Genomic DNA, 26,010 nt, shown 5'->3' with positions numbered 1-26,010 from the left:
GGTGCGCCGCCGCTCGCTGATCGCGACGATCGTCGCCGTCGCCGCGGTGGCGGCGTCCATCGTCACGATCAGCATCGTGTGGCCGGGGCTGGACGCCCGCTCCACGCCACCCGAGAACAGCTCGGTCTGGGCGCTGCAGACTGGCGACGGGCGCCGGTACGCGCGGGTGAACACCGCCATCGGCGAGCTGGACACCGTGCGCAGCGTCTCCAACCCGTCAGCGGTCGCGCAGACCGGCCAGGACGCGTTCCTGTTCTCCGAGTCGTACGGCAAGCTCACCCGGATCGACGCGGCGCTGCCGGCCGACCTCGACGACGCGACGCTGCGCGAGTCCCCCTCCACCCCGGCCGGCACCGTCGAAGCGGCGGTGTCGGGGGACTTCGTCGCCTACCGGACCGATGCCGGTGCGGTCTACGCCGGCACCCTGTCCGGCGGTGACGCCGTGCTCGTCGACCCCAACCCGGCGAAGACCCCGGACGGCGACCAGGCGGCGCAGGGAGAGACGCCGTTCAGCGCCCGGGCGATCGCCGTGGACGGCGCGGGCGTGGTGTTCGCGTATTCGAAGGCCGCGCGGATGGTGGTGCGCTACCGCATCACGGACGGCGCCGTGCTCGGCCGCGATCCGGTGGACGGGCCGGCGGCGGATGCCGCGGTCGGCCTGACCGCGGTGGACGGCACCTGGTTCCTGATCGCGCCGGACAGCGGCACGGTATGGCGCCGCGGCGACACGGCCACGCACAAGATCACGCTCGTCGGCGATGTCGCCTATGGTCGCGCGCAGGCCACCGGCGATGCGGCCTGGCTCGCCGACGACACCGGGCTGGTGCGGCTGCCCGCCGACGGATCGGCCCCCGAGCGCGTGGTCGGGGGCTCGACCCGCGATCTGGGCACCCCGGCGCGCCCCGTCGTCGACGACGGCGTCGTCTTCGCGGCCTGGCTCGGTGCCGATGGTGGCACGGCCTGGAACTCGGATGCCGGCCAGAGCGACCTGGACTACGCCGACAAATCGCTCGCCGACGAGCGGCGTCCGGTCTTCACCGGCACCGGGGCGGGCCTGATCATCAACGACACCCGCAGCGGCTGGGTGTGGAACGCCCACACCTCCGCGCTGCTGCCCTCCAGCCAGGACTGGTCGCTCGACGACCGCACCGCCCCCGAGACCGCGCCCAGCGATGAGCGGGCGCAGGTGGTGATCGACCCGAAGCCGCCGGTGGCCGAGCCGGATGCGTTCGGCGTGCGCGCGGGGAGCCTCGCCAGCCTGCCGGTCCTGCTCAATGACCACGACCCGAACGAGGACGTGCTCAGCATCGATCCGTCCAGCGTCAGCGGACTGGATCCCGGCTTCGGCTCGCTGTCGCTGACCGACAACGGGCAGCGACTGGCCGTGCACGTGGCCGCCGACGCGGCCGGCTCGGCCACGTTCCGCTACCGGGTCACCGACGGCACCGCCGCCGACGGCCTCTACTCCGCACCGGTGACCGTGACGCTCACGGTCTCGCCGGACAGTGCCAACGCCGCGCCCAAATGGTGCGGAGTGAGCGGATGCCTCGCGGCGTGGCCGTCGCCGCAGGTGGCCCCCGGCGGCACGGTCACGATCCCCGTGCTCAACGGATGGGTCGACCCCGATGGCGACCCGCTGATGCTGCTGTCGGCCACCGATCAGAGCGGGGCGGGCGCGGTCGGCGTCACCCCCGCGGGCGATGTGGTCTACCAGCATTCCGACGCGTCCGAGCGCGATCCGCAGATCGCACAGCTGAAGGTCGTGGTCGGGGACGTCCGCGGCGCCACCACCAGCCGCACGCTCACCGTCCGCATCTCACCCAAGCCGAAGCTCAGCGCCGAATCGTTCACCCTGATCGAGACGCAGGGCAGCGGCCTGACCGTCGATGTCGGCGAACATGTCTCGGGCACGCAGGGGCGCCTGTCGCTGACCTCGGTGCGCGTGCTGGACGAGGCCGCCGCCGAGGCGGTCGCCGGCTCGGGCGGGACCACGTTCGACTTCAGCGCCGGCAAGCCCGGCGTCTATCGCGTCGCCTACACGGTGACCGACGGCATCAGCGAGGCCTCGGCCACCGCCCGCATCACCGTGCTGCCCGAAGATGCCCCCGCCCAGCTGGCCACCGCCCCGGTCGTGGCCTTCGTGCATCCGCAGCAGGATGTCACGCTCGACGTGTTCACCGCGGTCAGCAACCCCACCCGGCGGGTGCTGCTGCTCAGCGACGTCCAGCCGTCGGCCGCCTCGGGGGCGACGATGTCGGTGGATGTCGTGGGCCAGAACTACCTGCGCGTGTCCGGCAGCACGGCCGACGGGTCGCCCGGCCGCCTCGGCACCATCCGCTACACGGTCTCGGACGGCACGAACGACGCCGGCTCGCAGATCAGCGGCGAGGCGACGGTGTACCTGCTGCCGTCGCCGTCCGACCTGGCCCCGATCGCAGTGGACGACGCGGTCGTCGTCCGCGCCGGCGCTCAGGTCGACATCCCGGTCCTGGACAACGACGTGGCCGCCGCCGGCGGCACCATCATCCTCAACCCCGCGTCCGTGCAGTCCTCTGCCCGGGGCGCGCTGGCGTTCGCCTCGGGACGCAAGCTGCGCTACCTCGCACCGTCCGCCCCGGGCGACTACCGGATCGAATACTCGGTGTACACCGCCGGCTCGCCGTCGCTGGCCGACACCGCGGTGGTGCGGGTGAAGGTGATCGCCGACCAGTCCAACCGCGCCCCCCGGCCGCGCACGCTGGAGGGCCGAGTGCTGACCGGGCAGAGCACCAGCATCCCGTTCCGCTCGTTCGGCGTCGACCCCGACGGCGACGACGTGAGCCTGGACCGGATCGTCACGCAGCCGCGCAGCGGCTCGGCGACCATCTCGCCGGACGGCGAATCGATCGTCTACGCGAGCGTCCCCGGCTTCCACGGGCAGGTCTCGTTCACCTTCCGCGTGGCGGATGCGTTCGGGGCGACCGGCATCGCCACCGTGCGCGTGGGCGTGCTCGACGAGCAGGCCAACCCCAGTCCGGTCACGTTCACCGACTACGTGCAGCTGCAGGTCGGCGCCGACAACTCCGTGCGGATCAACCCGCTGGCCAACGACGTGGACCCCTCCGGCGGCACGCTGAAGCTCACCGACATCCGTCCGGACGCGGTGCAGACCCTCCTGGACGGCAGCGAGAACCCCGAGTTCGCGCGCCTGCAGCGCATGATCACCGCCACCACGGACGCGCAGGTGCAGATCAGTGCCGGCACCACCCCCGGCACGGTGTCGTTCCTGTATGACGTGACCAGCAGCACCGGCAACACCGGGCGCGGCCTGATCGTGGTCCGAATCGTCCGCGACGCGGTGCCGGACTATCCGGTCGTCACCGACACCGTGCTCACCGCCGCGACCCGCGAGAGCTTCCCGTCCGGGGTGGATGTCGTCACCGGCAACGTGTCCTGGACCGGCGGCGACACCGCCGACCTCAAGCTGGACCTGTGGGGCACGGTGCCCGGGGTGCACGTGCAGGGCAACCGGATCTTCGGCGACGTGCCCGAGCGGTCCCGGATCATCCCCTTCTCGCTGACCGGCACCACCGCCGCCGGCGACGAGGTGACCTCGTACGGGTTCCTGCGCATCCCCGGGCTGAACGATCTGTCGCTCACGCTGAAGCCGGACGTGTCGGCGCAGCGGGTGACCGAGAGCGATTCGGTGACATGGGACATGGCCGACCTGGTGAGCATGCCCACCGGGGCCACCCTCGAGGTGGGCTCGGATCTGAGCGTGTCCACGTCGCGGAAGGAAGCGGCGTGCACCCGCGAGTCCGGCACGAAGGTGCGGTACGACGCGGGCGCCGGCGCACCCTGGCGGGACGCGTGTGTCGTGCCGGTGCGGCTGGCCGGGCAGAAGGACTGGACGTTCCTGTCCGTGCCGATCACCGTCGCCGCCCTCGACCCGGTGCCCGAGCTCGCCTCGGCGTCGATCACGGTGAGCCCCGGCGCGTCCACCACCTACGACCTGCGGACGATGACGACCTGGCAGGGGCGCACCGACTGGGACCACATCGTCTACCGCGCGTCGTACACCGGGAGCGATTTCACCGTCGTCCAGGACGGGAGCACGCTGACCGTCACCGGGGCGGATGACGCACGCACCGGCTCCGAAGAGGTCGCGGTCATCGATGTCACCAGCCATCCCGGTGTCGCGCCGGCCCGCCTGATCCTGCGGGTCGGGGCCGTCCCCAGCACGCTGCCGCGGGCCGGGACGGTGACCACCACATGCTCCCAGGCGGACGGCTCCTCGTGCACCGTCGATGTGATCGGCGCGTCCGGCGAGGTGAACCCGCTGCCGGGCACGCCGCTGGCCCTCACCGACGTGCGCGACGCGGGCACGTGCACCGGTGTCACGTTCGCGGTGCAGGATGCCGCGCACGTGCGCGCCGCGTGGGGCAAGGATGCCCCGGGTCAGACATGCACCGCCTCGTTCTCGGTCCGCGATGCCCAGGGGCGGAAGACGGCCGGCGACCGGGACGGACAGGTCCTGCTCGACCTGCAGGGATTCCCGAAGGCGCCGACCGCCCTGGTGCAGTCCGGCTACGACAGCGGGCAGGTCACGCTCCGGGTGGATGCCGGACCCGCACGGCTGGCCTACCCGGCGCTGACCGGGTTCGTCATCCGCTATCAGGGTCAGGTGGTCGCCCGATGCACGCCGGACGGCACGTGTCCGGTGATCTCCGCGCCCAACGGCGAGCAGCGGACCTACACCGCCAACGCGGTCAACCGGGTGGGGGAGTCCAGCGGTTCCGCCAGCACGGTCGCCTGGGCTTACGACGCCCCCGCGACGCCGACCGGCCTGAGCGCGGCGCCAGTGCCCACGTCTTCGGGCGACGGAGGCGTCGTCTCGGTGCGGGTCGACGGACTCGACCCGAGCCAGACCGCCGGCGTACGGCTGAGCAGCGAGGCCGGCGAGACCGTGGACGTGCCGCTGCCGCCGGGCCAGACATCCCTCACCGTCCCGATCTACCGCATCGCCACGAACTCGGCCTCGCGCCTGACCGCGACGCCGTACTCGCGCTTCTCGCTGCCGCCCGGCTTCGACGGCTCGACCACCGGCCAAGCCATCTCGACGACGGCGAACGGCGTCGGCGCGCCCAAGGATGCGACCCTCACCGTGAAGAGCCAGTCCGTCAACAGCGACGGCACGGCGACGATCGTCATGCAGGGCTCGGCGACACGCAACGGGAGCGGATCCACGCTGCGGCTGGGCATCGCCGAGGCGGGATCGGCGTGCCGGGTGACCGACATCGGGTCGGCCACCACGACCGAGGAGACCTTCACCGCGCGAATCGGCCAGACGCCCACGTACCGTCTGTGTGCCGAGTCCTGGTTCGCGGATCAGTCGTTCGGGCGGATCGAGACCACGCAGCAAGTCATCGTGAGGCCGACGAACGGGGCGCCGACTCCGGGGGGGTACACATTCACCGTGGCGGGGTACCCCGACGTGGATGTCGTGAATGGGACGGCACGGTGGATGATCCGGGACGAACCTTCCAGCAACAGTCCTCAACTGACGGACGTGAAGATGGACGGCTATCCCTCGTCGATCATCGGGCGGGATCCCGGCATCACGGTCTGGTACCAGTGGGGGGAATACCCCGGTCAAGCGGTTCCGGTCGACCACGCGGCGGGACGCGCGCCCTACCAGGTTCAGGTCGCGTGGTCCGTTGTCTGCAAGGGTGGTGAGACGCTCGCTCCGTCCGGCGCATCCAAGGATGGCGCCAGTATCACGTTCGACACGACGGACGTTCAGTACGAAGACGGACAAGGTCGACCGATTGCGACCCCGGAAGACGGCACGGTGCCCGCCGACGCAGAGACCGTTTCGAACATCGGAGTATCGGTCTCTTGGGGAAAGTGGGGCCTTGAATGGACGAAGCGAAACGGCCAGCCACTCGATGTCGAGTTCAGCGGCACCTGCACGCCCAACAATCCGCCTCCCGCTGACCCCACAGACCCACCTGCCGATAGCGGCAACTGACCACCTCGACAGGAGAACTGAATGACGATCCCCCAGGAACGGGCCACGTGGTTCGCCGACACGTTCCGCGCGCTCGCCGACAACGTGGAGCACGCGGTGCTGGGCAAGCGGCACGTGATCGATCTCGTGCTCACCGCGATGCTCAGCGACGGCCACGTCCTGCTCGAGGACGTCCCCGGCACCGGCAAGACGTCGCTGGCGCGGGCGCTGGCGCAGTCCGTGCAGGGCACGAACACCCGCATCCAGTTCACGCCCGACCTGCTGCCCGGCGACATCACCGGCATCACGGTGTACGACCAGAAGACCGGCGCTTTCGAGTTCCACGCCGGCCCGGTGTTCGCCAACATCGTGCTGGCCGACGAGATCAACCGCGCCAGCCCCAAGACCCAGGCCGCGCTGCTGGAGGTCATGGAAGAGGGCCGGGTCACGATCGACGCGGTCACGCGCGCGGTCGGCGTCCCGTTCCTGGTGATCGCCACCCAGAACCCGGTCGAGCAGGCCGGCACCTACCGGCTGCCCGAGGCGCAGCTCGACCGGTTCCTGCTGAAGACCTCGCTCGGCTATCCCGATCACGCCGCCACCGTGCGCATCCTCGACGGCGCCGCGGTGCCCACCGCCCAGCTCGACCCGATCGTGACCCCGCAGACGCTGGTGAGCATGGCCGACCTGGCCCGCGACGTGTACGCGAACGCCCTCGTGCTGGACTACATCGCGCGGCTGGTGGATGCCACCCGCTCGGCCGACCAGGTCCGGCTGGGCGTCAGCATCCGCGGCGCCCTTGCCTTGACCCGGGCGAGCCGCACCCGGGCGATCGCCCAGGGCCGCACCTACGCGACGCCCGACGACGTGAAGGCGCTCGCCGTCGCGGTGCTCTCGCACCGGCTCATCCTCCACCCCGAGGCCGAGTTCGACGGGGTCACCCCCGAGGCTGTCATAGGGCAGGTGCTGCTGGACGTGCCACCGCCCAGTCAGCGCGAGGACGCATGAGTCGATCCGTCCGCAGTCTGACCCGCACCGGCCGGCCGGTCATGCCCGAGGGGGCCACCCTCACGGGCACCTTCGGCGCGACCGACGGCACGACGACGGTGCGCACGCGCGTGGCCGCCGAGCAGCGCGGGTGGATCGTGGGCGCGGTCGTGACGACGCTGAGCGGAGCACGACACGTGCACGCCGCGGCGCTGGTCGCCGGCCGATGGCTGGGGCAGACGGTCAACCCCGCGGGATGGCTGGTGCTGTTCCTGGCCACGATCGGCCTCACCCTGGGGTGGGTGTTCGGCTGGGTCGAGGCGCTGCTGGCCGGGCTCGCGTCGCTCGCGCTGCTGGTGATGAGCATCCCGTTCCTGTTCGGTGCGCGCGGATACGACGTGTCGGTCCACCTGGCCCACGAACGCGTGGTCGCCGGCGATCCGCTCGCCGGGCACATCATCATCCGCAACGTGGGCACCCGCACCGCCCTGCCCGGGCGCCTCGACCTGCCGGTCGGCGACGGCCTGGTCGAATTGGGCGTGCCGCTGCTGCGTCCCGGGCACGACGTCGCCCAGCCCATCGACATCCCGGCGCTGCCGCGCGGCGTGATCACGGTCGGCCCGCCGACGGCGGTGCGCACCGACCCGGTCGGGCTGCTGCGCCGCGAGCACGAATGGGACGAGCGGCACGAGATCTACGTGCATCCGCGCACCGAGGCCGTGCCCTCCACCAGTGCCGGCCTGATCCGCGACCTCGAGGGCCGCTCCAGCCGACGGCTCGTCGACGCCGACATGTCGTTCCACGCCATCCGCGAATACGTGCCGGGCGATGCCCGGCGGCAGATCCACTGGAAATCGACGGCCAAGACCGGGCGGCTCATGGTGCGCCAGTTCGAAGAGACCCGGCGCTCGCGGCTCGCGGTCATCCTCAGCCTGGAACGCGACGAGTACGCGTCACCCGACGAGTTCGAACTCGGGGTGAGCATCGCCGCGTCCCTCGCCGTGCAGGCCCTGCGCGACGGCCGCGATCTGGACGTTGTCACCGGCGCCGAGATCCCGCGCGTGGTGCGGGGGCGGATGCGATCGATCGAGATGATCCAGGCGGGCACGCCCCGCGGACTGCTGGACGGCTTCTCCCGGCTGAACTCGTTCGAGCACACCATGCCGCTGTCCGAAGTGTGCCGGCTGACGGTGGAGGCCTCAGACACCCTCTCCCTCGCATTCGTGGTGTGCGGGTCGGGCACGACGCCCCTCGGGCTGCGGCAGGCCGCCCTCGCGTTCTCGTCCTCGACCGCGGTGGTGGCGGTCGTGTGCGACGAGAAGGCGCCCCCGCGCACCCGACCGCTCGGCGAGCTGACGGTGATGACCGTCGGGCTGCTGGCCGACCTGCCCGGTCTGCTCCTGCGCGGAACGCAGACCGCGTCGTTCTCGGGGGCGGAGGCGCCGGCATGACCGCCTCATCGCGCGCGCGCCGCCCCCTGTTCGCAGCACCGGATGCTGCGGCCCTGCGCACGCCGCACGTCGCGGCCGGCACCGCCTACGCCATCGGCATGGCGGCCGTGGCGGCCCTCGCCGCCTGGCCGGTGTACGCCGACGTGCGCTTCCTGCTGCTGGCCGCACTCGCCGTCCTGGCCGCGATGGTCGTCTCCACGGCTGCGACACTGTGGCGCTGGCCGGGATGGGCGACCGTGGCGGCCGCGGGCGCCCTGTTCGTCGTCCTCGGACTGACCGTCGCAGTGCCGCCCGCCGATGCGGCCGGGCTGCTGACATCCCTGCGCGATCTGCTCGTCGGCATCGTGACCGGATGGAAGGACCTGGTCACCGTCGACCTGCCGGTCGGCACGTACCGCAACCTCCTCGTCCCCGCCCTGGTCGTATTCGAGTGGGGCACGCTGGCCGTGCTGCGACTGGCATGGAGGCCGGAGCGGTACGGAACCGCGGCCGCCGCCGTCGGGATGGCCATGACCTCGTTCGGGCTGCTGTTCGGCCGCTCGGTGACCAGCGCCCCGATCACGCTCGGCGTGCTCGTGGTGCCGTCCCCGCGCGAGATCGCCTGCGGCGCGCTCGCGCTGACGCTGTCGCTGGCGTGGATGTCCTGGCGGGTCGCCGCCTGGCGCCGCGCCGCGCTGCGCCGGGCCGCCGCGACCCGGGTGCGGATCTCGCGCCGCCGGTCCGGCTCGGACATCCGCCGGGCGGGGCTGGCCGCCGGCATGGTCGCCGTGGCGGTCGTCCTGGGCGCGGTCGTGGGACCGGCGATCGCCGAGGGGCGCACCCGCGACGTGCTGCGCACCGGTGCCGGCCCCGACCAGGCGATCAGCCAGGCCGTCACGCCGCTGAGCGACTACCGCGCCAACTTCGCCGACGGTGCGGTGACCGCGCTGCTGTTCACCGTCACCGCCGTGGACGGCCCGCTGCCGGACCGGATCCGCCTGGCCACCCTCTCGGCCTACGACGGGGTGTCCTACCGCGTGGCCGCGGACGGGAGCGGCGGGCAGTTCGTCCGGGTTCCGGCGCGGCTGCCCGCGGCCGCCGGGACGCCGTCGACCGTGCGCATCGGGATCGAGGGGCTGCGCGGCATCTGGCTGCCCACGTTCGGGTCGCTGCAGTCGGTGCGTTTCCAGGGGGCGGATGCGGCATCCCGTGCCGACGCGTTCTACTACGACGCGGCGGCCGAGGCCGGCGTGCAGATCGACGACGTCGCCAAGGGGGAGCAGTTCGAGGTCGCCGCGACGGTGCCGCGGCTGCCGGCGGTGGAGAGCCTGCGCGCGCCCGGCGCGGATCCGGCCGTGGATGTGCCGGAGAGCGTGAAGACGTGGATCGAGAAGCAGGATGCCGGCACCGGCGGCGCCGGTCTGGCCGCGCTGGTGCAGCGACTCCGCGAGCGCGGCTACCTCAGTCACGCCCTCGCGGTGCCCGCCGCCGGCGCCGACTGGATGAAGCCGCTGGGCGCCGGCTACGTGTTCCAGCCCAGCGCCTCGGGGCACTCGCTGGCTCGCATCGACACCATGTTCCGGCAGCTGCTGGCCCGTCAGGCCGACACCGACAGCGCCTCGCTGGTGGCCGCGACCGGGGACGACGAGCAGTTCTCCGTCGCGGTCGCCCTGATCGCCGAGGAGCTGGGCTTCCCGGCGCGGGTCGTGGTCGGCGCCCGGCTGAGCGGCCCGGACACCGGCGTGCCGCTGTGCGCCGAGGGTGTGTGCACCGGCGGCACCATCACCGCGTGGACCGAGGTCCGGTCGGCGTCCGGGCAGTGGGTGCCCATCGACGTCACCCCGCAGCACACCGAGGGCGCGCAGAACACCGTCACCCGGCAGCGCGATCCCGAGAACCCCACCGACGTGCGGCCGCAGACGGCGCAGCAGGTCGATCCGCCCGACCCGACGCGACAGGAATCGGACGACGCCGCCCCGCCGCGCGACGACGAGCAGGGACTGGCCGCCCTCTGGGCTTCGCTGCGCATCGCCGGGATCGCCGCACTCGGACTGCTGCTGGTGACCGGGCCGTTCCTCGCGATCGTGATCGCCAAGACCGTCCGCCGCCGCACCCGCCGCACCGCCGCGACCCCGGCCGAGCAGGTCGCCGGGGGCTGGGACGAGTACGTGGATGCCGCGGTGGACGTGGGCCTGCCCGCACCGACCACGCAGACCCGCAGCGAGCTGGCCGCCGTCTACGCGACGCCGCGCGGCGCGGTCCTGGCCGTCGAGACCGACCGCGCGGTCTTCTCCGACGAGGCGGCCACCGGCCAGGACGCGACCCGGGTGTGGTCGATCGTGGAGGAGGAGCGCCGCGGACTCGCGGCATCCGTCCCTCTATGGCGCAGGGTCCTGGCCGCCGTATCGTTGAAGTCGTTCGTCCGCGGCCTCGCGCCGCGGACCCGGCAGCGTCGCGACCCCGGCCGCACGCGGATCATCCCCAGTACCGAGAGGAGGGGGCGCGCACAGCACGCGGCGCCCGCCCAACCATGAACGACAGCGCCATCGCAGCGGCCGTCGGGTCCGTTCTCATCTCCCTGCTGATCGCCGCGGCGTTCTACGTCTGGGTCGCCCTGGCCTTGCAGGCCGTGTTCCGCAAGACCGGCGAAGAGGGGTGGAAGGCCTGGGTGCCGATCCTCAACGGCGTCACGCTGCTGCAGCTGGGCGGAGTCAGCGGGTGGTGGATGCTGCTGCTCCTGTTCCCGCCGGCGGCGATCGTCGTCTACGTGTTCCTGATCATCGCGTGCCACCGGCTCAACGTGGGCTTCGGCTACGGGGCGGGCATGACCGTGCTGGCCGCGCTCCTGTTCCCCGTCTGGGCGAGCGTGGTCGGATGGTCCGCGAACCGGTGGATCGGGGCATCCCCGGCCGCCGCGCACCGCGCCGGCCCGGTCCGCACCGGGGCCCCGGCTCCGGCGCACGGCGTGCCGCCGCGTCCGCAGGCCCTCGCCTGGCACAGCGAACCGGTGGGCGGGGCCGGCGCGGCGTCGTCCGGATTCGCCCCGGCGCCGTCCGGAGGAGGGTCTCTCCCCAGCCCGGCCGCAGCCGCAGGATCGGCCGCGGGCGTCGGGGCGCCGCCCCCGCTGCCGGCGTCTCCTCCGCCCGTCCCGCCGCCGCTGATCTCGGTGCCGCTGACCTCGGTGCCGCTGACCGCGGCTTCCCCGTCGACCGCGGCGCCGGCTGCCGGTCCCGCGCCGGCGACCCGCGCGGCCGCCGCCCGCTCGGCAGCCCGCGAGCCCGTGGTGATCGCGCCGGATGCGTTCGGCGACACCGGCACCGACGGGATGGGCGACCTGCGCGCGCGGCACCAGGCGCCGTTCACCGGATCGACGCCGGTCGTCTCGGCCGCCGATGCGCGGGCCGACGCCGCACGGTCGGCCGCGGCATCCGTCGCCGAACCCGCCCCCGCGGTCCCGGCATCCTCCGCCGCGCCGGTCGACGCGGGCGGACCGCTGCGGGCGGGCGGGCCGATGAGATCCGCCGAGCCGAGCACCACGTCCGCCCCCGCCGACCCGTGGGCGCCCCCGTCGGCCACCCGGCCGCCGCTGCGCTCGCCCGAGCCGTACGGGTTCTCCGACACGTCCGGCGAGGTCTCGGCCGTCGCGGGCGCGCCCGCGCTCGGGGCGCCGATGGCCGCGCGCTCGTCGGTGTCGTCCCTGCGCGGCGAGCCCGAGCTCCCGGACGCCGAGTCGGCCTTCGACGAGACGATCGTGGCGGCCCGCAAGCGCAGCGCCTGGATGCTGCTGCCGCCGCTGGGCGCGCCGATCGCGATCGCGAAGGACACGCTCATCATCGGCCGGCGGCCGAGCTTCGACCCGGCGCACCCGACCGCGCAGCTGGTGCCGATCGCCGACGAGACGCGGACCATGTCCAAGACGCACGCCCGGCTCGAACTGCGGGACGGCACGTGGATCATCACCGACCTCGACTCGACGAACGGCGTCGTGCTCATCGACGTGGACGGCACCGAGATCGAGGTCGCGTCCGGCCGGCCGATGCCGATCGTCGAGCGGTTCCTGCTCGGCGACGCGGAGCTGTCCGTCACCAGCGACACGGACTGATGGCCGGACACGGGTCGCGCCCGGACGAGCCCTTCGACGATACCGTTCCGGTCCGCCGGCGAACGGCGCCCGAGACGGACCCGGACGATCTCGATGAGACGCGTCGCGGATCGCCCCGGCGGTCCGGCCGGACGGCGACGGGGGAGGATGCCGCGACAGGAGGCGACGGGCCCGCCCGTCGCCGCTCGACCTGGACCGACGACGAGCTGGACGAAGAGCTCGCCGACACCGGGTCGCTCTGGTCGACCGGTGCCGGGGACGACGACACGGTGATCACCGACCGCCGCGGAGCGAGCGTGCTGCCCGACGACGCCGACGACGACACCATGGTCGTCCGTCGCCGCAGCCGCCACGACACGGGTGCGCCGGATGGGCCGGCGTCCAGGCCCCCGTCCCTGGACGAGCCGGACGATCGCACGCGCGCGACGGATCGGCCGCGCAGGGGAAAGACGGACCGCGGACAGACAGGTCGTGGACACACAGGTCGTGGACAGACGGGCGGCGAGCACGCCGGCCACGAACACGCGGACCCCGGACACGCGCTGCCCACGAGCGACCCGATCGCAACCGGAGAGGTGACCGACGAGACATTCGTCGTCCACCGGCGACGGCCGGCTCCGGCATCCACGCCCCTGCCGCCCGCCGGCGCGCGCACGGCGCAGCGGGGTGCGCCCGAGAAGGCGATCTATCGGCCGCGCCCGCCCGAGCCGGCCCGCGTCGACCGTGCGCCGCCCCAGCCGGTGCGCTCGGTCCTGCCCGGGCCGGACGCCGAGCCCGCGCGGTCGGCCGCGACCCGGCGCTCCCGGCTGCGCACGATCGTGGTGCTGGGAGCGGTCGTGGTGGTGCTCGTGGCGGCCCTGACGGTGGCCCTGGTCGTCCTGATCGGGTCGCTTCCGACCTCGTGAGCGCGGGCGGTCCCCGCGTTTGACCGGATGCCGTCCGCACGCGTATCATTGACCGGGTGTGCGCTCACGCGCGCCCTGCACCGCGCCCTCGTGAGGGGGAACGGCGTGGGACGACGAGCCGCACCTCTCAGGGAACGGCCTGCGAACAGGCCACCCCCACGGCATATCCACCTCCCAAAGCGCGGCGCGTTCGCGTCGAGCCGGCGGATCCACGTGAGCCCGCAGCGATCAGACCCGGAAGGGCCCGGACGCGGCGGGGGAGACACGACGCTGTCACCGTGCAGCACAACAGAGAAGGAAGAACGTGCCAACCATTCAGCAGTTGGTTCGCAAGGGGCGGTCGCCGAAGGTCACCAAGACCAAGGCGCCGGCACTGAAGTCGAACCCGCAGCAGGCCGGGGTCTGCACCCGCGTCTACACGACCACTCCCAAGAAGCCGAACTCGGCGATGCGCAAGGTCGCCCGTGTCAAGCTCCGCAACGGCACCGAGGTCACCGCGTACATCCCCGGCGAGGGCCACAACCTGCAGGAGCACTCGCTCGTGCTGGTCCGCGGCGGTCGTGTCAAGGACCTGCCCGGCGTGCGCTACAAGATCGTCCGCGGCGCCCTGGACACCCAGGCCGTGAAGAACCGCAAGCAGGCTCGTTCCCGCTACGGCGCGAAGAAGGGTTGAGTTAGATGCCTCGTAAGGGACCCGCCCCGAAGCGCCCCGTTGTCAACGACCCGGTCTACGGCGCACCCATCGTGTCGCAGCTGGTCAACAAGATCCTCGTCGACGGCAAGAAGTCGCTGGCCGAGTCGATCGTCTACGGCGCCCTCGAGGGCGTCGGGACGAAGTCCGGCCAGGACGCCGTCGCCACCCTCAAGAAGGCGCTGGACAACGTCCGGCCGACCCTCGAGGTCAAGAGCCGCCGCGTCGGCGGCTCGACCTACCAGGTGCCGGTCGAGGTCAAGCCCCACCGCGCCAACACGCTGGCTCTGCGCTGGCTGGTCAGCTACGCCAAGGGTCGTCGTGAGAAGACGATGACCGAGCGCCTCCAGAACGAGATCCTGGATGCCTCGAACGGCCTGGGTGCCGCGGTCAAGCGCCGTGAAGACACCCACAAGATGGCCGAGTCGAACCGCGCCTTCGCCCACTACCGCTGGTGACAGCATCCTCGCCCGCTCGCTCCGAGACCGCACAGCCCGGTCTTTGAGCGAGCGCGGCGAGACGACGGGCCGGTCACCGGCCCGCAGAACTTCGACACGATAAGGAAGACATCCCGTGGCACAAGACGTGCTCACCGACCTCAAGAAGGTCCGCAACATCGGCATCATGGCGCACATCGATGCCGGCAAGACGACGACGACCGAGCGCATCCTCTTCTACACGGGCGTCAACCACAAGATCGGCGAGACGCACGACGGCGCGTCGACGACCGACTGGATGGAGCAGGAGCAGGAGCGCGGCATCACCATCACCTCCGCCGCGGTGACCTGCTTCTGGAATGGTTCCCAGATCAACATCATCGACACCCCGGGTCACGTCGACTTCACCGTCGAGGTGGAACGCTCGCTGCGCGTGCTCGACGGTGCCGTCGCCGTCTTCGACGGCAAGGAGGGCGTGGAGCCCCAGTCCGAGACCGTGTGGCGCCAGGCCGACAAATACGACGTGCCCCGCATCTGCTTCGTCAACAAGATGGACAAGATGGGCGCCGACTTCTACTTCACGGTCTCGACGATCGTGAACCGCCTGAAGGCCAAGCCGCTCGTGCTGCAGCTGCCGATCGGCGCCGAGAGCGACTTCGTCGGCGTGGTCGATCTGGTCGAGATGCGCGCGCTGGTCTGGCCCGGCGACGCCAAGGGCGACGTCACGATGGGCGCCAAGTACGAGGTCCAGGAGATCCCCGCAGAGCTGGCCGAGAAGGCCGCCGAATACCGCGAGAAGCTGCTCGAGACCGTCGCCGAGTCGGACGAGCACCTGCTGGAGAAGCACTTCAGCGGTGAGGGCCTGACCGTCGCCGAGATCAAGGGCGCCGTCCGCAAGCTCACCGTCAGCGGTGAGCTGTACCCGGTGCTGTGCGGTTCGGCGTTCAAGAACCGTGGCGTGCAGCCGATGCTGGACGCGGTCGTGGACTACCTGCCGTCGCCGGTGGACGTGCCGGCCATCGAGGCGCACGACCCGAAGGACGAAGAGAAGGTCATCGAGCGCCACCCGAGCCGCGACGAGCCGTTCGCCGCGCTCGCGTTCAAGATCGCGGTGCACCCGTTCTTCGGCCGTCTCACCTACATCCGCGTGTACTCGGGTAACCTCGACTCGGGTGGACAGGTGCTGAACGCGACCAAGGGCAAGAAGGAGCGCATCGGGAAGATCTTCCAGATGTACGCCAACAAAGAGAACCCGGTCGACGCGGTCACCGCCGGTCACATCTATGCCGTCATCGGCTTGAAGGACACCACGACCGGTGACACCCTGGCCGATCTGCAGAAGCCGGTCGTGCTGGAGTCGATGACCTTCCCCGAGCCGGTCATCGAGGTGGCCATCGAGCCCAAGACCAAGGCCGACCAGGAGAAGCTGGGCATCGCGATCCAGAAGCTCGCCGAAGAGGACCCGACGTTCCGCGTCGAGCAGAACGCCGAGACCGGCCAGACCGTCATCAAGGGCATGGGCGAGCTGCACCTGGACATCCTCGTGGACCGCATGAAGCGCGAGTTCAAGGTCGAGGCCAACGTGGGCAAGCCCCAGGTCGCGTACCGCGAGACGATCCGTCGGGCCGTCGAGCGTCACGACTACACCCACAAGAAGCAGACGGGTGGCTCGGGCCAGTTCGCGAAGATCCAGTTCGCGCTGGAGCCGATGGACGTCACGGCCGAGAAGATCTACGAGTTCGAGAACAAGGTCACCGGCGGTCGCATCCCCCGCGAGTACATCGAGCCGACCAACCAGGGCTTCCAGGACGCCATGCAGGTCGGCGTCCTGGCCGGCTACCCGATGGTCGGCGTGAAGGCGATCCTCAACGACGGCGCCTCGCACGACGTGGACTCGTCCGAGATGGCGTTCAAGATCGCCGGTTCGATGGGCTTCAAGGAGGCCGTCCGCAAGGCGAACCCGGTGATCCTCGAGCCGCTCATGGCCGTCGAGGTCCGCACGCCCGAGGAGTACATGGGCGACGTCATCGGCGACCTGAACAGCCGTCGTGGACAGATCCAGGCGATGGAAGACGCGCAGGGTGTCAAGGTCATCCGCGCGCTCGTCCCGCTTTCCGAGATGTTCGGCTACATCGGCGACCTGCGCTCGAAGACCTCGGGCCGGGCCGTGTACTCCATGGAGTTCGACAGCTACGCCGAGGTCCCCAAGGCCGTGGCCGAGGAGATCATCCAGAAGAACAAGGGCGAGTGATCGTCCGGATGCCGCGGCCCGCCGGGTCGTCGAGCCAGTGATGCGAGCCGACGCGTCGGCCGCGGCATCCACACCCTCATAACTTCACACACAACACCCAAACCCTCTCTACTACACTGAGAGACATCCCCGTAGCGAACCGGTCGCAATCCAGTGCCCGGAATCCCTACACGACCGTCCTGAGGAGGACCCAGTGGCGAAGGCCAAGTTCGAGCGGACCAAGCCGCACGTGAACATCGGAACGATCGGTCACGTCGACCACGGCAAGACCACGCTGTCTGCCGCGATCTCGAAGGTGCTTGCAGACAAGTACCCGTCGGACGTGAACGTCATCCGCGACTTCTCGTCGATTGACTCTGCTCCCGAGGAGCGTCAGCGCGGCATCACGATCAACATCTCGCACATCGAGTACGAGACCCCGAAGCGTCACTACGCTCACGTTGACGCGCCGGGCCACGCCGACTACGTCAAGAACATGATCACCGGTGCCGCTCAGATGGACGGCGCGATCCTCGTGGTCGCCGCCACCGACGGCCCGATGGCTCAGACCCGCGAGCACGTGCTGCTGGCCAAGCAGGTCGGCGTGCCGTACCTGCTGGTCGCGCTGAACAAGGCGGACGCGGTCGACGACGAAGAGATCCTGGAGCTCGTCGAGCTCGAGGTCCGCGAGCTGCTGTCCAGCCAGGGCTTCCCCGGCGACGACGCTCCCGTCGTGCGCGTCTCGGCGCTGAAGGCGCTCGAGGGCGACGAGAAGTGGACCCAGTCCATCCTCGACCTCATGCAGGCCGTCGACGACAGCGTGCCGGACCCGGTGCGCGACCGCGACAAGCCGTTCCTGATGCCGATCGAGGACGTCTTCACGATCACCGGTCGTGGCACCGTCGTGACGGGCCGCGCCGAGCGTGGCACGCTCGCCCTCAACTCCGAGGTCGAGATCGTGGGTCTGCGTCCGACGCAGAAGACGACCGTCACCGGTATCGAGATGTTCCACAAGCAGCTCGACGAGGCGTGGGCCGGCGAGAACTGTGGTCTGCTGCTGCGCGGCACCAAGCGTGACGAGGTCGAGCGTGGACAGGTCGTGTCCAAGCCCGGTTCTGTGACCCCGCACACCAACTTCGAGGGCACGGCGTACATCCTGTCCAAGGACGAGGGTGGGCGTCACAACCCCTTCTACACGAACTACCGTCCGCAGTTCTACTTCCGCACCACGGACGTCACCGGCGTCATCTCGCTGCCCGAGGGCACCGAGATGGTCATGCCTGGCGACACCACCGACATGTCGGTCGAGCTGATCCAGCCGATCGCCATGGAGGACGGCCTGGGCTTCGCGATCCGTGAGGGTGGCCGCACCGTCGGCGCCGGCACGGTGACCAAGATCCTCAAGTGAGTCGCTAGCGACCCACGCGAAAGGGGCCGGATCCTTCGGGATCCGGCCCCTTTCGCATGTCCGTAGGCCTGGTGCGGCGCCGGAGAAGCCGTGATACTGGAGACCACATACGCGCCGCGCGGCGCCGAGGGGGAGGAACCTTCATGGGTATCGATGACATCATCGGCAAGGGCAAAGAGCTGTTCGAGCAGAACAAGGACAAGATCGACGACGCCCTGCACAGCGAGCAGGCCGAAGGCATCAGCGACAACGTGCTGGACGGCGCCGCCGACCTCGCGAAGAAGGTCGCACCCGGGTCGGCGGACAAGATCGACGGGTTCCGTGACGCGGCCGACAAGCAGGTCGGGAACGAGTAGCGACGCGCGTCGGACGGGGTCTCGCCGGCGCGATCGTGAGTCGGCGGGGCCCCGCGCGCATCCGATTTTGCACCGGCGCGATGATCGCGTACAGTAGTACTTGTTCGCCCCAAAGGGGAGAGCGGAGAGGCCGGAAGGCCCCGCCCCCTCAAGCAGCGAACCGCCTCCCACACCGGATCTCCTCGGAGCCTCGCGTGTGAGAGAAACTCGAACCGCAGGAGACGGCGGTCGGCACGGAGCTTTGGCTCGCGTGATCGACTTGACGGAGATCCTGCATCGGGTATGATTGGGAAGTTGCCCTGCGCGATGGATTTTGTCCGGGTTGTGGGTGCGTCCGGTCTTTGAGAACTCAACAGCGTGCACTTGTCAAATGCCAAATTTTATCCTCGTCGGTTGATCATTTGTTTGGTCGGCTGGTGAGATTCCTTTGGATCAATTTATGGATTGTCAGTGATGGCATTTCTGTTGGTCATGGTTGAACTCGCTGCAGCGTCTGCCGTTTTCCCGGTGGTGTTGTGGCATCGTTTTTTTACGGAGAGTTTGATCCTGGCTCAGGATGAACGCTGGCGGCGTGCTTAACACATGCAAGTCGAACGGTGAACCAGGTGCTTGCACTTGGGGATCAGTGGCGAACGGGTGAGTAACACGTGAGCAACCTGCCCTGGACTCTGGGATAAGCGCTGGAAACGGTGTCTAATACTGGATATGAGCTGTGGCCGCATGGTCTGCAGTTGGAAAGATTTTTCGGTCTGGGATGGGCTCGCGGCCTATCAGCTTGTTGGTGAGGTAGTGGCTCACCAAGGCGTCGACGGGTAGCCGGCCTGAGAGGGTGACCGGCCACACTGGGACTGAGACACGGCCCAGACTCCTACGGGAGGCAGCAGTGGGGAATATTGCACAATGGGCGGAAGCCTGATGCAGCAACGCCGCGTGGGGGACGACGGCCTTCGGGTTGTAAACCTCTTTTAGCAGGGAAGAAGCGGAAGTGACGGTACCTGCAGAAAAAGCACCGGCTAACTACGTGCCAGCAGCCGCGGTAATACGTAGGGTGCAAGCGTTATCCGGAATTATTGGGCGTAAAGAGCTCGTAGGCGGTTTGTCGCGTCTGCTGTGAAATCCCGAGGCTCAACCTCGGGCCTGCAGTGGGTACGGGCAGACTAGAGTGCGGTAGGGGAGATTGGAATTCCTGGTGTAGCGGTGGAATGCGCAGATATCAGGAGGAACACCGATGGCGAAGGCAGATCTCTGGGCCGTAACTGACGCTGAGGAGCGAAAGGGTGGGGAGCAAACAGGCTTAGATACCCTGGTAGTCCACCCCGTAAACGTTGGGAACTAGTTGTGGGGTCCTTTCCACGGATTCCGTGACGCAGCTAACGCATTAAGTTCCCCGCCTGGGGAGTACGGCCGCAAGGCTAAAACTCAAAGGAATTGACGGGGACCCGCACAAGCGGCGGAGCATGCGGATTAATTCGATGCAACGCGAAGAACCTTACCAAGGCTTGACATATATGGGAACGGGCCAGAAATGGTCAACTCTTTGGACACTCGTATACAGGTGGTGCATGGTTGTCGTCAGCTCGTGTCGTGAGATGTTGGGTTAAGTCCCGCAACGAGCGCAACCCTCGTTCTATGTTGCCAGCACGTTATGGTGGGAACTCATGGGATACTGCCGGGGTCAACTCGGAGGAAGGTGGGGATGACGTCAAATCATCATGCCCCTTATGTCTTGGGCTTCACGCATGCTACAATGGCCGGTACAATGGGCTGCGATACCGTGAGGTGGAGCGAATCCCAAAAAGCCGGTCCCAGTTCGGATCGTAGTCTGCAACTCGACTACGTGAAGTCGGAGTCGCTAGTAATCGCAGATCAGCAACGCTGCGGTGAATACGTTCCCGGGTCTTGTACACACCGCCCGTCAAGTCATGAAAGTCGGTAACACCTGAAGCCGGTGGCCCAACCCTTGTGGAGGGAGCCGTCGAAGGTGGGATCGGTAATTAGGACTAAGTCGTAACAAGGTAGCCGTACCGGAAGGTGCGGCTGGATCACCTCCTTTCTAAGGAGCATCTGGAGATCTTCGGGTCTTCCAGGCGCCAGGTCATCACCGGATGTGTGGTGCTGGTTAGCTCATGGGTGGAACATTTGACATGGCATCAGCGCAGCTGATTCTTGCTAGTACGCCGTTTTCGGATGGTTGGAAGGTGGGGGTTGGGGAGCGGGGTGTCTGCACGTTGTTGGGTCCTGAGGGACTGGCCGTGGCTGCCTTTCGGGGTGGTTGGTGGTTTCCTCGTGGGCTCGTTCCTGTCGCCGGTTGGTGGTGGGGGCGGGTGCCGCCCGTACTTTGAGAACTACACAGTGGACGCGAGCATCTTAAAGAATTAATTTGGCCGACCCCTTTTTTGGGGGTTGGTCTGCTCATGTGATTTCAAGTCTTTAAGAGCGAACGGTGGATGCCTTGGCATCTGGAGCCGAAGAAGGACGTAGCAATCTGCGATAAGCCTCGGGGAACTGATAAGCAAGTTTTGATCCGAGGGTGTCCGAATGGGGAAACCCCGCCAGGCGGCGTGCCGACCTGGTGACTCCCGCCTGAATGTATAGGGCGGGTAGAGGGAACGTGGGGAAGTGAAACATCTCAGTACCCACAGGAAGAGAAAACAACCGTGATTCCGTGAGTAGTGGCGAGCGAAATCGGAAGAGGCTAAACCGTGCACGTGTGATATCCGGCGGGAGTTGCGTGTGCGGGGTTGTGGGACTTTCCTGGCTGTTCTGCCGAGCAGCCGGCGTGACAAGAGAGTATAGGCGAATCGTCTGGGAAGGCGAGCCATAGCAGGTGAGAGCCCTGTAGCCGAAATGCTTGTTCTTGGCGCGGAGAGTATCCCAAGTAGCACGGGGCCCGAGAAATCCCGTGTGAATCTGTCAGGACCACCTGATAAGCCTAAATACTCCCAGATGACCGATAGCGGACAAGTACCGTGAGGGAAAGGTGAAAAGTACCCCGGGAGGGGAGTGAAATAGTACCTGAAACCGTTTGCTTACAAACCGTTGGAGCAGCCTTGGTAGCTGTGACAGCGTGCCTTTTGAAGAATGAGCCTGCGAGTTAGCGATATGTGGCGAGGTTAACCCGTGTGGGGTAGCCGTAGCGAAAGCGAGTCTGAACAGGGCGTTCAGTCGCATGTCCTAGACCCGAAGCGAAGTGATCTATCCATGGCCAGGCTGAAGCGACGGTAAGACGTCGTGGAGGGCCGAACCCACTTAGGTTGAAAACTGAGGGGATGAGCTGTGGATAGGGGTGAAAGGCCAATCAAACTTCGTGATAGCTGGTTCTCTCCGAAATGCATTTAGGTGCAGCGTTGCGTGTTTCTTGCCGGAGGTAGAGCTACTGGATGGCCGATGGGCCTCAACAGGTTACTGACGTCAGCCAAACTCCGAATGCCGGTAAGTGAGAGCGCAGCAGTGAGACGGTGGGGGATAAGCTTCATCGTCGAGAGGGAAACAACCCAGACCACCATCTAAGGTCCCTAAGCGCGTGCTAAGTGGGAAAGGATGTGGAGTTGCTTTGACAACCAGGAGGTTGGCTTAGAAGCAGCCACCCTTGAAAGAGTGCGTAATAGCTCACTGGTCAAGTGATTCCGCGCCGACAATGTAACGGGGCTCAAGCACGCCACCGAAGATGTGGCATTGACACTTGTGGTAGGCCTTCGTGGTCCAGCCGTGTTGATGGGTAGGAGAGCGTCGTGTGGCCGGTGAAGCGGCGGGGTGACCCAGCCGTGGAGGCCACACGAGTGAGAATGCAGGCATGAGTAGCGAAAGACGTGTGAGAAACACGTCCTCCGAAAGACCAAGGGTTCCAGGGTCAAGCTAATCTTCCCTGGGTAAGTCGGGACCTAAGGCGAGGCCGACAGGCGTAGTCGATGGACAACGGGTTGATATTCCCGTACCGGCGAAGAACCGCCCCAGTCAATCCAGTGGTGCTAAGAGTCCTAGCGTGGCGTTGCCGGATCCCTTCGGGGTGATGGTTGCTGCGTGAACGCTCGACCCCATGCTGGTGCGGCTAGCGTATTAACAGGTGTGACGCAGGAAGGTAGCCCAAGCCAGGCGATGGTTGTCCTGGTGCAAGTGCGTAGCCCGAACGGTAGGCAAATCCGCCGTTCATGAAGGGTGAGACACGATGCGGATGAAAAGTGGGTGATCCTATGCTGCCAAGAAAAGCATCGACGCGAGGTTCCAGCCGCCCGTACCCCAAACCGACTCAGGTGGTCAGGTAGAGAATACCGAGGAGATCGAGATAATCGTGGTTAAGGAACTCGGCAAAATACCCCCGTAACTTCGGGAGAAGGGGGGCCATCCACTTATACCGCCTTGCGTGGGAAAGGGTGTGGTGGCCGCAGAGACCAGTGGGTAGCGACTGTTTACTAAAAACACAGGTCCGTGCCAAGTCGCAAGACGATGTATACGGACTGACGCCTGCCCGGTGCTGGAAGGTTAAGAGGAGCGGTCAGCCGCAAGGCGAAGCTGCGAATTTAAGCCCCAGTAAACGGCGGTGGTAACTATAACCATCCTAAGGTAGCGAAATTCCTTGTCGGGTAAGTTCCGACCTGCACGAATGGCGTAACGACTTCCCAACTGTCTCAACCACGAACTCGGCGAAATTGCATTACGAGTAAAGATGCTCGTTACGCGCAGCAGGACGGAAAGACCCCGTGACCTTTACTATAGCTTGGTATTGGTATTCGGTGTGGCTTGTGTAGGATAGGTGGGAGACGGTGAAGCCCGGACGCTAGTTCGGGTGGAGTCATTGTTGAAATACCACTCTGGTCACTCTGGATGCCTAACTTCGAACCGTGATCCGGTTCAGGGACAGTGCCTGGTGGGTAGTTTAACTGGGGCGGTTGCCTCCCAAAGAGTAACGGAGGCGCCCAAAGGTTCCCTCAACCTGGTTGGCAATCAGGTGTCGAGTGTAAGTGCACAAGGGAGCTTGACTGTGAGACTGACAGGTCGAGCAGGGACGAAAGTCGGGACTAGTGATCCGGCAGTGGCTTGTGGAAGCGCTGTCGCTCAACGGATAAAAGGTACCTCGGGGATAACAGGCTGATCTTGCCCAAGAGTCCATATCGACGGCATGGTTTGGCACCTCGATGTCGGCTCGTCGCATCCTGGGGCTGGAGTAGGTCCCAAGGGTTGGGCTGTTCGCCCATTAAAGCGGTACGCGAGCTGGGTTTAGAACGTCGTGAGACAGTTCGGTCCCTATCCGCTGCGCGCGTAGGAAGTTTGAGAGGATCTGACCCTAGTACGAGAGGACCGGGTTGGACGAACCTCTGGTGTGTCAGTTGTTCCGCCAGGAGCACCGCTGATTAGCTACGTTCGGGATGGATAACCGCTGAAAGCATCTAAGCGGGAAGCCGGCCTCAAGATGAGACTTCCATACCTTCGGGTGAGAGGCTCCCAGCCAGATTACTGGGTTGATAGGCCGGATGTGGAAGCGCAGTAATGCGTGCAGCTGACCGGTACTAATAAGCCGATGACTTGATAACACACCCCCTTTTTTCCTGCGGGTGCTTGCGTCCACTTTGTGGTTCTCGACGTACGGTCGGGCACCGCACACCAGAACAAGACTTTTGTTGTGCAGACTGAAACGTCAATAGTGTTTCGGCGGCCATAGCGAGAGGGAAACGCCCGGTCCCATTCCGAACCCGGAAGCTAAGCCTCTCAGCGCCGATGGTACTGCAGGGGCGACCCTGTGGGAGAGTAGGACACCGCCGGACTTAAATTGTGAAGAAGCCGCCCCTCGGGGCGGCTTCTTTGCGTTATCCCACCCCTTCCCCGCCCCTCCGCCGAGGTTGTCCTCGGTCCGCCGAGGTTGTGCTCCGTCCGCCGAGGTTGTGCTCCGTCCGCCGAGGTTGTGCTCCGTCCGCCGAGGTTGTCCTCGGTTCGCCGAGGTTGTCCCCGCCGGTTCCTCCACAGTTCGGTCGCAACCCGGTTTCTCCACAGATCTCGCATCGGTGGTTCCATCACCTGGTCTCGTGCGGCAGAGTGCCTGCATGCTCCAGCACAACGACACCGCCGGCATCCTGCGTTCGGGACGGATGCCGGGAGTGCTGCCGTTCTCAGGGATCGACGGCGACCTTCTGACCGCGCTGCGCCCGGGCGCCCACGTACTGCGGGCGGAGTGGGAGTCGTTGTTCGCCGAGGGCAGGCTGCGCACACGTGCGCGTGCCGTGGCTCTGCGCGTTGCGCTGGACGGATGCGCGTTCGCGTGCGCCACGGCTGCGGCTCTTCACGGCCTCCCGCTGTACAAGGTCCGTGGATCGCGCGTTGACGTCGCCGTGCCGGGTCCTACGACTCGACACAACGGGCTGGATGTCGTACGACATCACGTGCCGCTACCCGAGAGTGACGTGGTCGTCGTCGACGGGCTTCGGATTACGTCGCTCGACCGCACCGTGTACGACCTGATCCGGACAATCCCGCTCGAGGCGGCAGTGATCGCGTTCGACGCTGCGCTGCACCTGGTCGCGTGGGACGACGATGCCAACGAGTACGACTCTCGAGCCGCCGAGCAGTTTCGCGACCTCGTCCTCGCTCGCGTCCGCACGCACCCCGGGGCTCGCGGCATCCGGCAAGCGCGGTTCGTCGTCGACTTCGCAGATGGGCGCGCGGGATCTCCGGGGGAGAGTCTGAGCCGGCTCTGGATGTGGCAGCTGGGGATGCCGACTCCTGTACTCCAGTACCGCGTCGAACTCCCCGGCGGTGGGTACGCGCTTCTCGACTTCGCATGGCCGGATCTGGGTCGATGGGGCGAGTTCGACGGAAAGATCAAGTACCAGGACCCGGCCCTCCTCGACGGCCGCACGAGCGAGCGGGTCATGGCCGACCAGCGGCAGCGCCAACGCAGGATAGAGCGTTCCACCGGCTGGGAGTGCGGCAGATGGGGCTTCGACGAGATGACGACGATCGCCGATTTCGCCAAGCACCTGCGCACCATCGGTCTGTACGGCGCTCGCGGCTGAGTTTGGCGACGCCAGTGACGGACCCGTTCGTTGATGCAGGGATGGATGACAATCTCGGCGAACGGATGACAATCTCGGCGAACGGATGACAATCTCGGCGGAGGCGGGGCACGGCGGGGCGGTCGGGAGGGGGCGCGATTTGCGACACGCCCGGGATGCACGTAGACTGTTGAGGTTCCATATTCCGGCGTGCGTGTGCGCCGCCGGATCACTGCCAGGGCAGTGCATAGGAGATGCGCGAAGCGCAAGAGCCTAGGCCGCGGGCAGCAGAACACGAGCAGCGCGGGTGCGAACCCGAGTCACTGCCACCACATCCCACACTCCACTTCCCGAAATCGGGTCGTGCGCGCGTGGGAGCCGGATGCCTCGCATCCGGTCTGACAGCAGAACAGCGGTGCAGCATCGCCGACATACGTCGGTGCACGTGCCCGGGCGTGAGAGCGCCCCCGTGCGTCCAATGCGCGAGAGCGT

The 26,010-nt window shown here is 67.6% G+C and carries 12 protein-coding genes and 3 rRNA genes; all 15 read left to right on the top strand.

The window, feature by feature from the left end:
- Position 1: 1 nt before the first annotated feature.
- The 15 genes from AC0L6F_RS06740 to AC0L6F_RS06670 all read left to right on the top strand — a co-directional run bounded on the left by AC0L6F_RS06740 (position 2) and on the right by AC0L6F_RS06670 (position 25,539).
- Entirely contained in the window at positions 2-6,010 is a 6,009-nt protein-coding gene (locus tag AC0L6F_RS06740; protein ID WP_473539642.1) for an Ig-like domain-containing protein, read from the top strand.
- A gap of 21 nt (positions 6,011-6,031) precedes the next feature.
- Positions 6,032-6,997 (top strand): AAA family ATPase, encoded by a 966-nt coding sequence (locus AC0L6F_RS06735; protein WP_259612568.1) that lies wholly within the window; start codon positions 6,032-6,034, stop codon positions 6,995-6,997.
- A complete protein-coding gene (locus tag AC0L6F_RS06730; RefSeq protein ID WP_473539641.1) occupies positions 6,994-8,427 on the top strand; it encodes a DUF58 domain-containing protein in 1,434 nt (477 codons plus the stop codon). Before AC0L6F_RS06735 ends, AC0L6F_RS06730 begins: the two co-directional genes overlap by 4 nt.
- A complete protein-coding gene (locus tag AC0L6F_RS06725; RefSeq protein ID WP_473539640.1) occupies positions 8,424-10,940 on the top strand; it encodes a transglutaminase-like domain-containing protein in 2,517 nt (838 codons plus the stop codon). Before AC0L6F_RS06730 ends, AC0L6F_RS06725 begins: the two co-directional genes overlap by 4 nt.
- A complete protein-coding gene (locus tag AC0L6F_RS06720) occupies positions 10,937-12,508 on the top strand; it encodes a DUF5684 domain-containing protein (protein WP_473539639.1) in 1,572 nt (523 codons plus the stop codon). Before AC0L6F_RS06725 ends, AC0L6F_RS06720 begins: the two co-directional genes overlap by 4 nt.
- A complete protein-coding gene (locus AC0L6F_RS06715; RefSeq protein ID WP_473539638.1) occupies positions 12,508-13,413 on the top strand; it encodes a hypothetical protein in 906 nt (301 codons plus the stop codon). Before AC0L6F_RS06720 ends, AC0L6F_RS06715 begins: the two co-directional genes overlap by 1 nt.
- Positions 13,414-13,717: 304 nt before the next feature.
- Positions 13,718-14,086, top strand: coding sequence for a 30S ribosomal protein S12 (rpsL, locus tag AC0L6F_RS06710; protein WP_017201609.1), 369 nt, complete (start codon positions 13,718-13,720; stop codon positions 14,084-14,086).
- 5 nt (positions 14,087-14,091) lie between these two features.
- Positions 14,092-14,562 carry a 30S ribosomal protein S7 gene (rpsG, locus tag AC0L6F_RS06705; protein WP_259612563.1) on the top strand — a complete coding sequence of 157 codons (471 nt, stop codon included), beginning with the start codon at positions 14,092-14,094 and terminating at the stop codon, positions 14,560-14,562.
- Positions 14,563-14,677: 115 nt separating this feature from the next.
- Positions 14,678-16,792 (top strand): elongation factor G, encoded by a 2,115-nt coding sequence (gene fusA, locus AC0L6F_RS06700; protein ID WP_473539637.1) that lies wholly within the window; start codon positions 14,678-14,680, stop codon positions 16,790-16,792.
- A 193-nt stretch (positions 16,793-16,985) separates the two neighbouring features.
- A complete protein-coding gene (gene tuf, locus AC0L6F_RS06695; protein WP_274635878.1) occupies positions 16,986-18,179 on the top strand; it encodes an elongation factor Tu in 1,194 nt (397 codons plus the stop codon).
- Positions 18,180-18,322: 143 nt separating this feature from the next.
- A complete protein-coding gene (locus AC0L6F_RS06690) occupies positions 18,323-18,535 on the top strand; it encodes a hypothetical protein (RefSeq protein ID WP_473539636.1) in 213 nt (70 codons plus the stop codon).
- A 528-nt stretch (positions 18,536-19,063) separates the two neighbouring features.
- Positions 19,064-20,588: ribosomal RNA gene (locus tag AC0L6F_RS06685) — 16S ribosomal RNA — on the top strand.
- Positions 20,589-20,955: 367 nt separating this feature from the next.
- Positions 20,956-24,063 (top strand): 23S ribosomal RNA (locus AC0L6F_RS06680).
- Between the two features lie 114 nt (positions 24,064-24,177).
- A 5S ribosomal RNA gene (gene rrf, locus AC0L6F_RS06675) occupies positions 24,178-24,294 on the top strand.
- Together the 16S, 23S and 5S rRNA genes form the textbook arrangement of a ribosomal RNA operon.
- A 276-nt stretch (positions 24,295-24,570) precedes the next feature.
- A complete protein-coding gene (locus tag AC0L6F_RS06670) occupies positions 24,571-25,539 on the top strand; it encodes a hypothetical protein (RefSeq protein WP_473539635.1) in 969 nt (322 codons plus the stop codon).
- Positions 25,540-26,010 lie beyond the last annotated feature (471 nt).

The organism is Microbacterium sp. G2-16M (genome assembly GCF_055809115.1).
Note: the sequence above shows the minus strand (reverse complement) of the source record. Positions and strands in the feature narration are given on the sequence as shown.

What these genes read in the sequence shown, in the direction of transcription:
- rpsG (WP_259612563.1), top strand. Translation starts at nt 14,092, where the DNA reads ATGCCTCGTAAGGGACCCGCCCCGAAGCGCCCCGTTGTCAACGACCCG.
- AC0L6F_RS06715 (WP_473539638.1), top strand. Translation starts at nt 12,508, where the DNA reads ATGGCCGGACACGGGTCGCGCCCGGACGAGCCCTTCGACGATACCGTT.
- AC0L6F_RS06720 (WP_473539639.1), top strand. Translation starts at nt 10,937, where the DNA reads ATGAACGACAGCGCCATCGCAGCGGCCGTCGGGTCCGTTCTCATCTCC.
- AC0L6F_RS06725 (WP_473539640.1), top strand. Translation starts at nt 8,424, where the DNA reads ATGACCGCCTCATCGCGCGCGCGCCGCCCCCTGTTCGCAGCACCGGAT.
- AC0L6F_RS06735 (WP_259612568.1), top strand. Translation starts at nt 6,032, where the DNA reads ATGACGATCCCCCAGGAACGGGCCACGTGGTTCGCCGACACGTTCCGC.
- AC0L6F_RS06670 (WP_473539635.1), top strand. Translation starts at nt 24,571, where the DNA reads ATGCTCCAGCACAACGACACCGCCGGCATCCTGCGTTCGGGACGGATG.
- AC0L6F_RS06730 (WP_473539641.1), top strand. Translation starts at nt 6,994, where the DNA reads ATGAGTCGATCCGTCCGCAGTCTGACCCGCACCGGCCGGCCGGTCATG.
- AC0L6F_RS06690 (WP_473539636.1), top strand. Translation starts at nt 18,323, where the DNA reads ATGGGTATCGATGACATCATCGGCAAGGGCAAAGAGCTGTTCGAGCAG.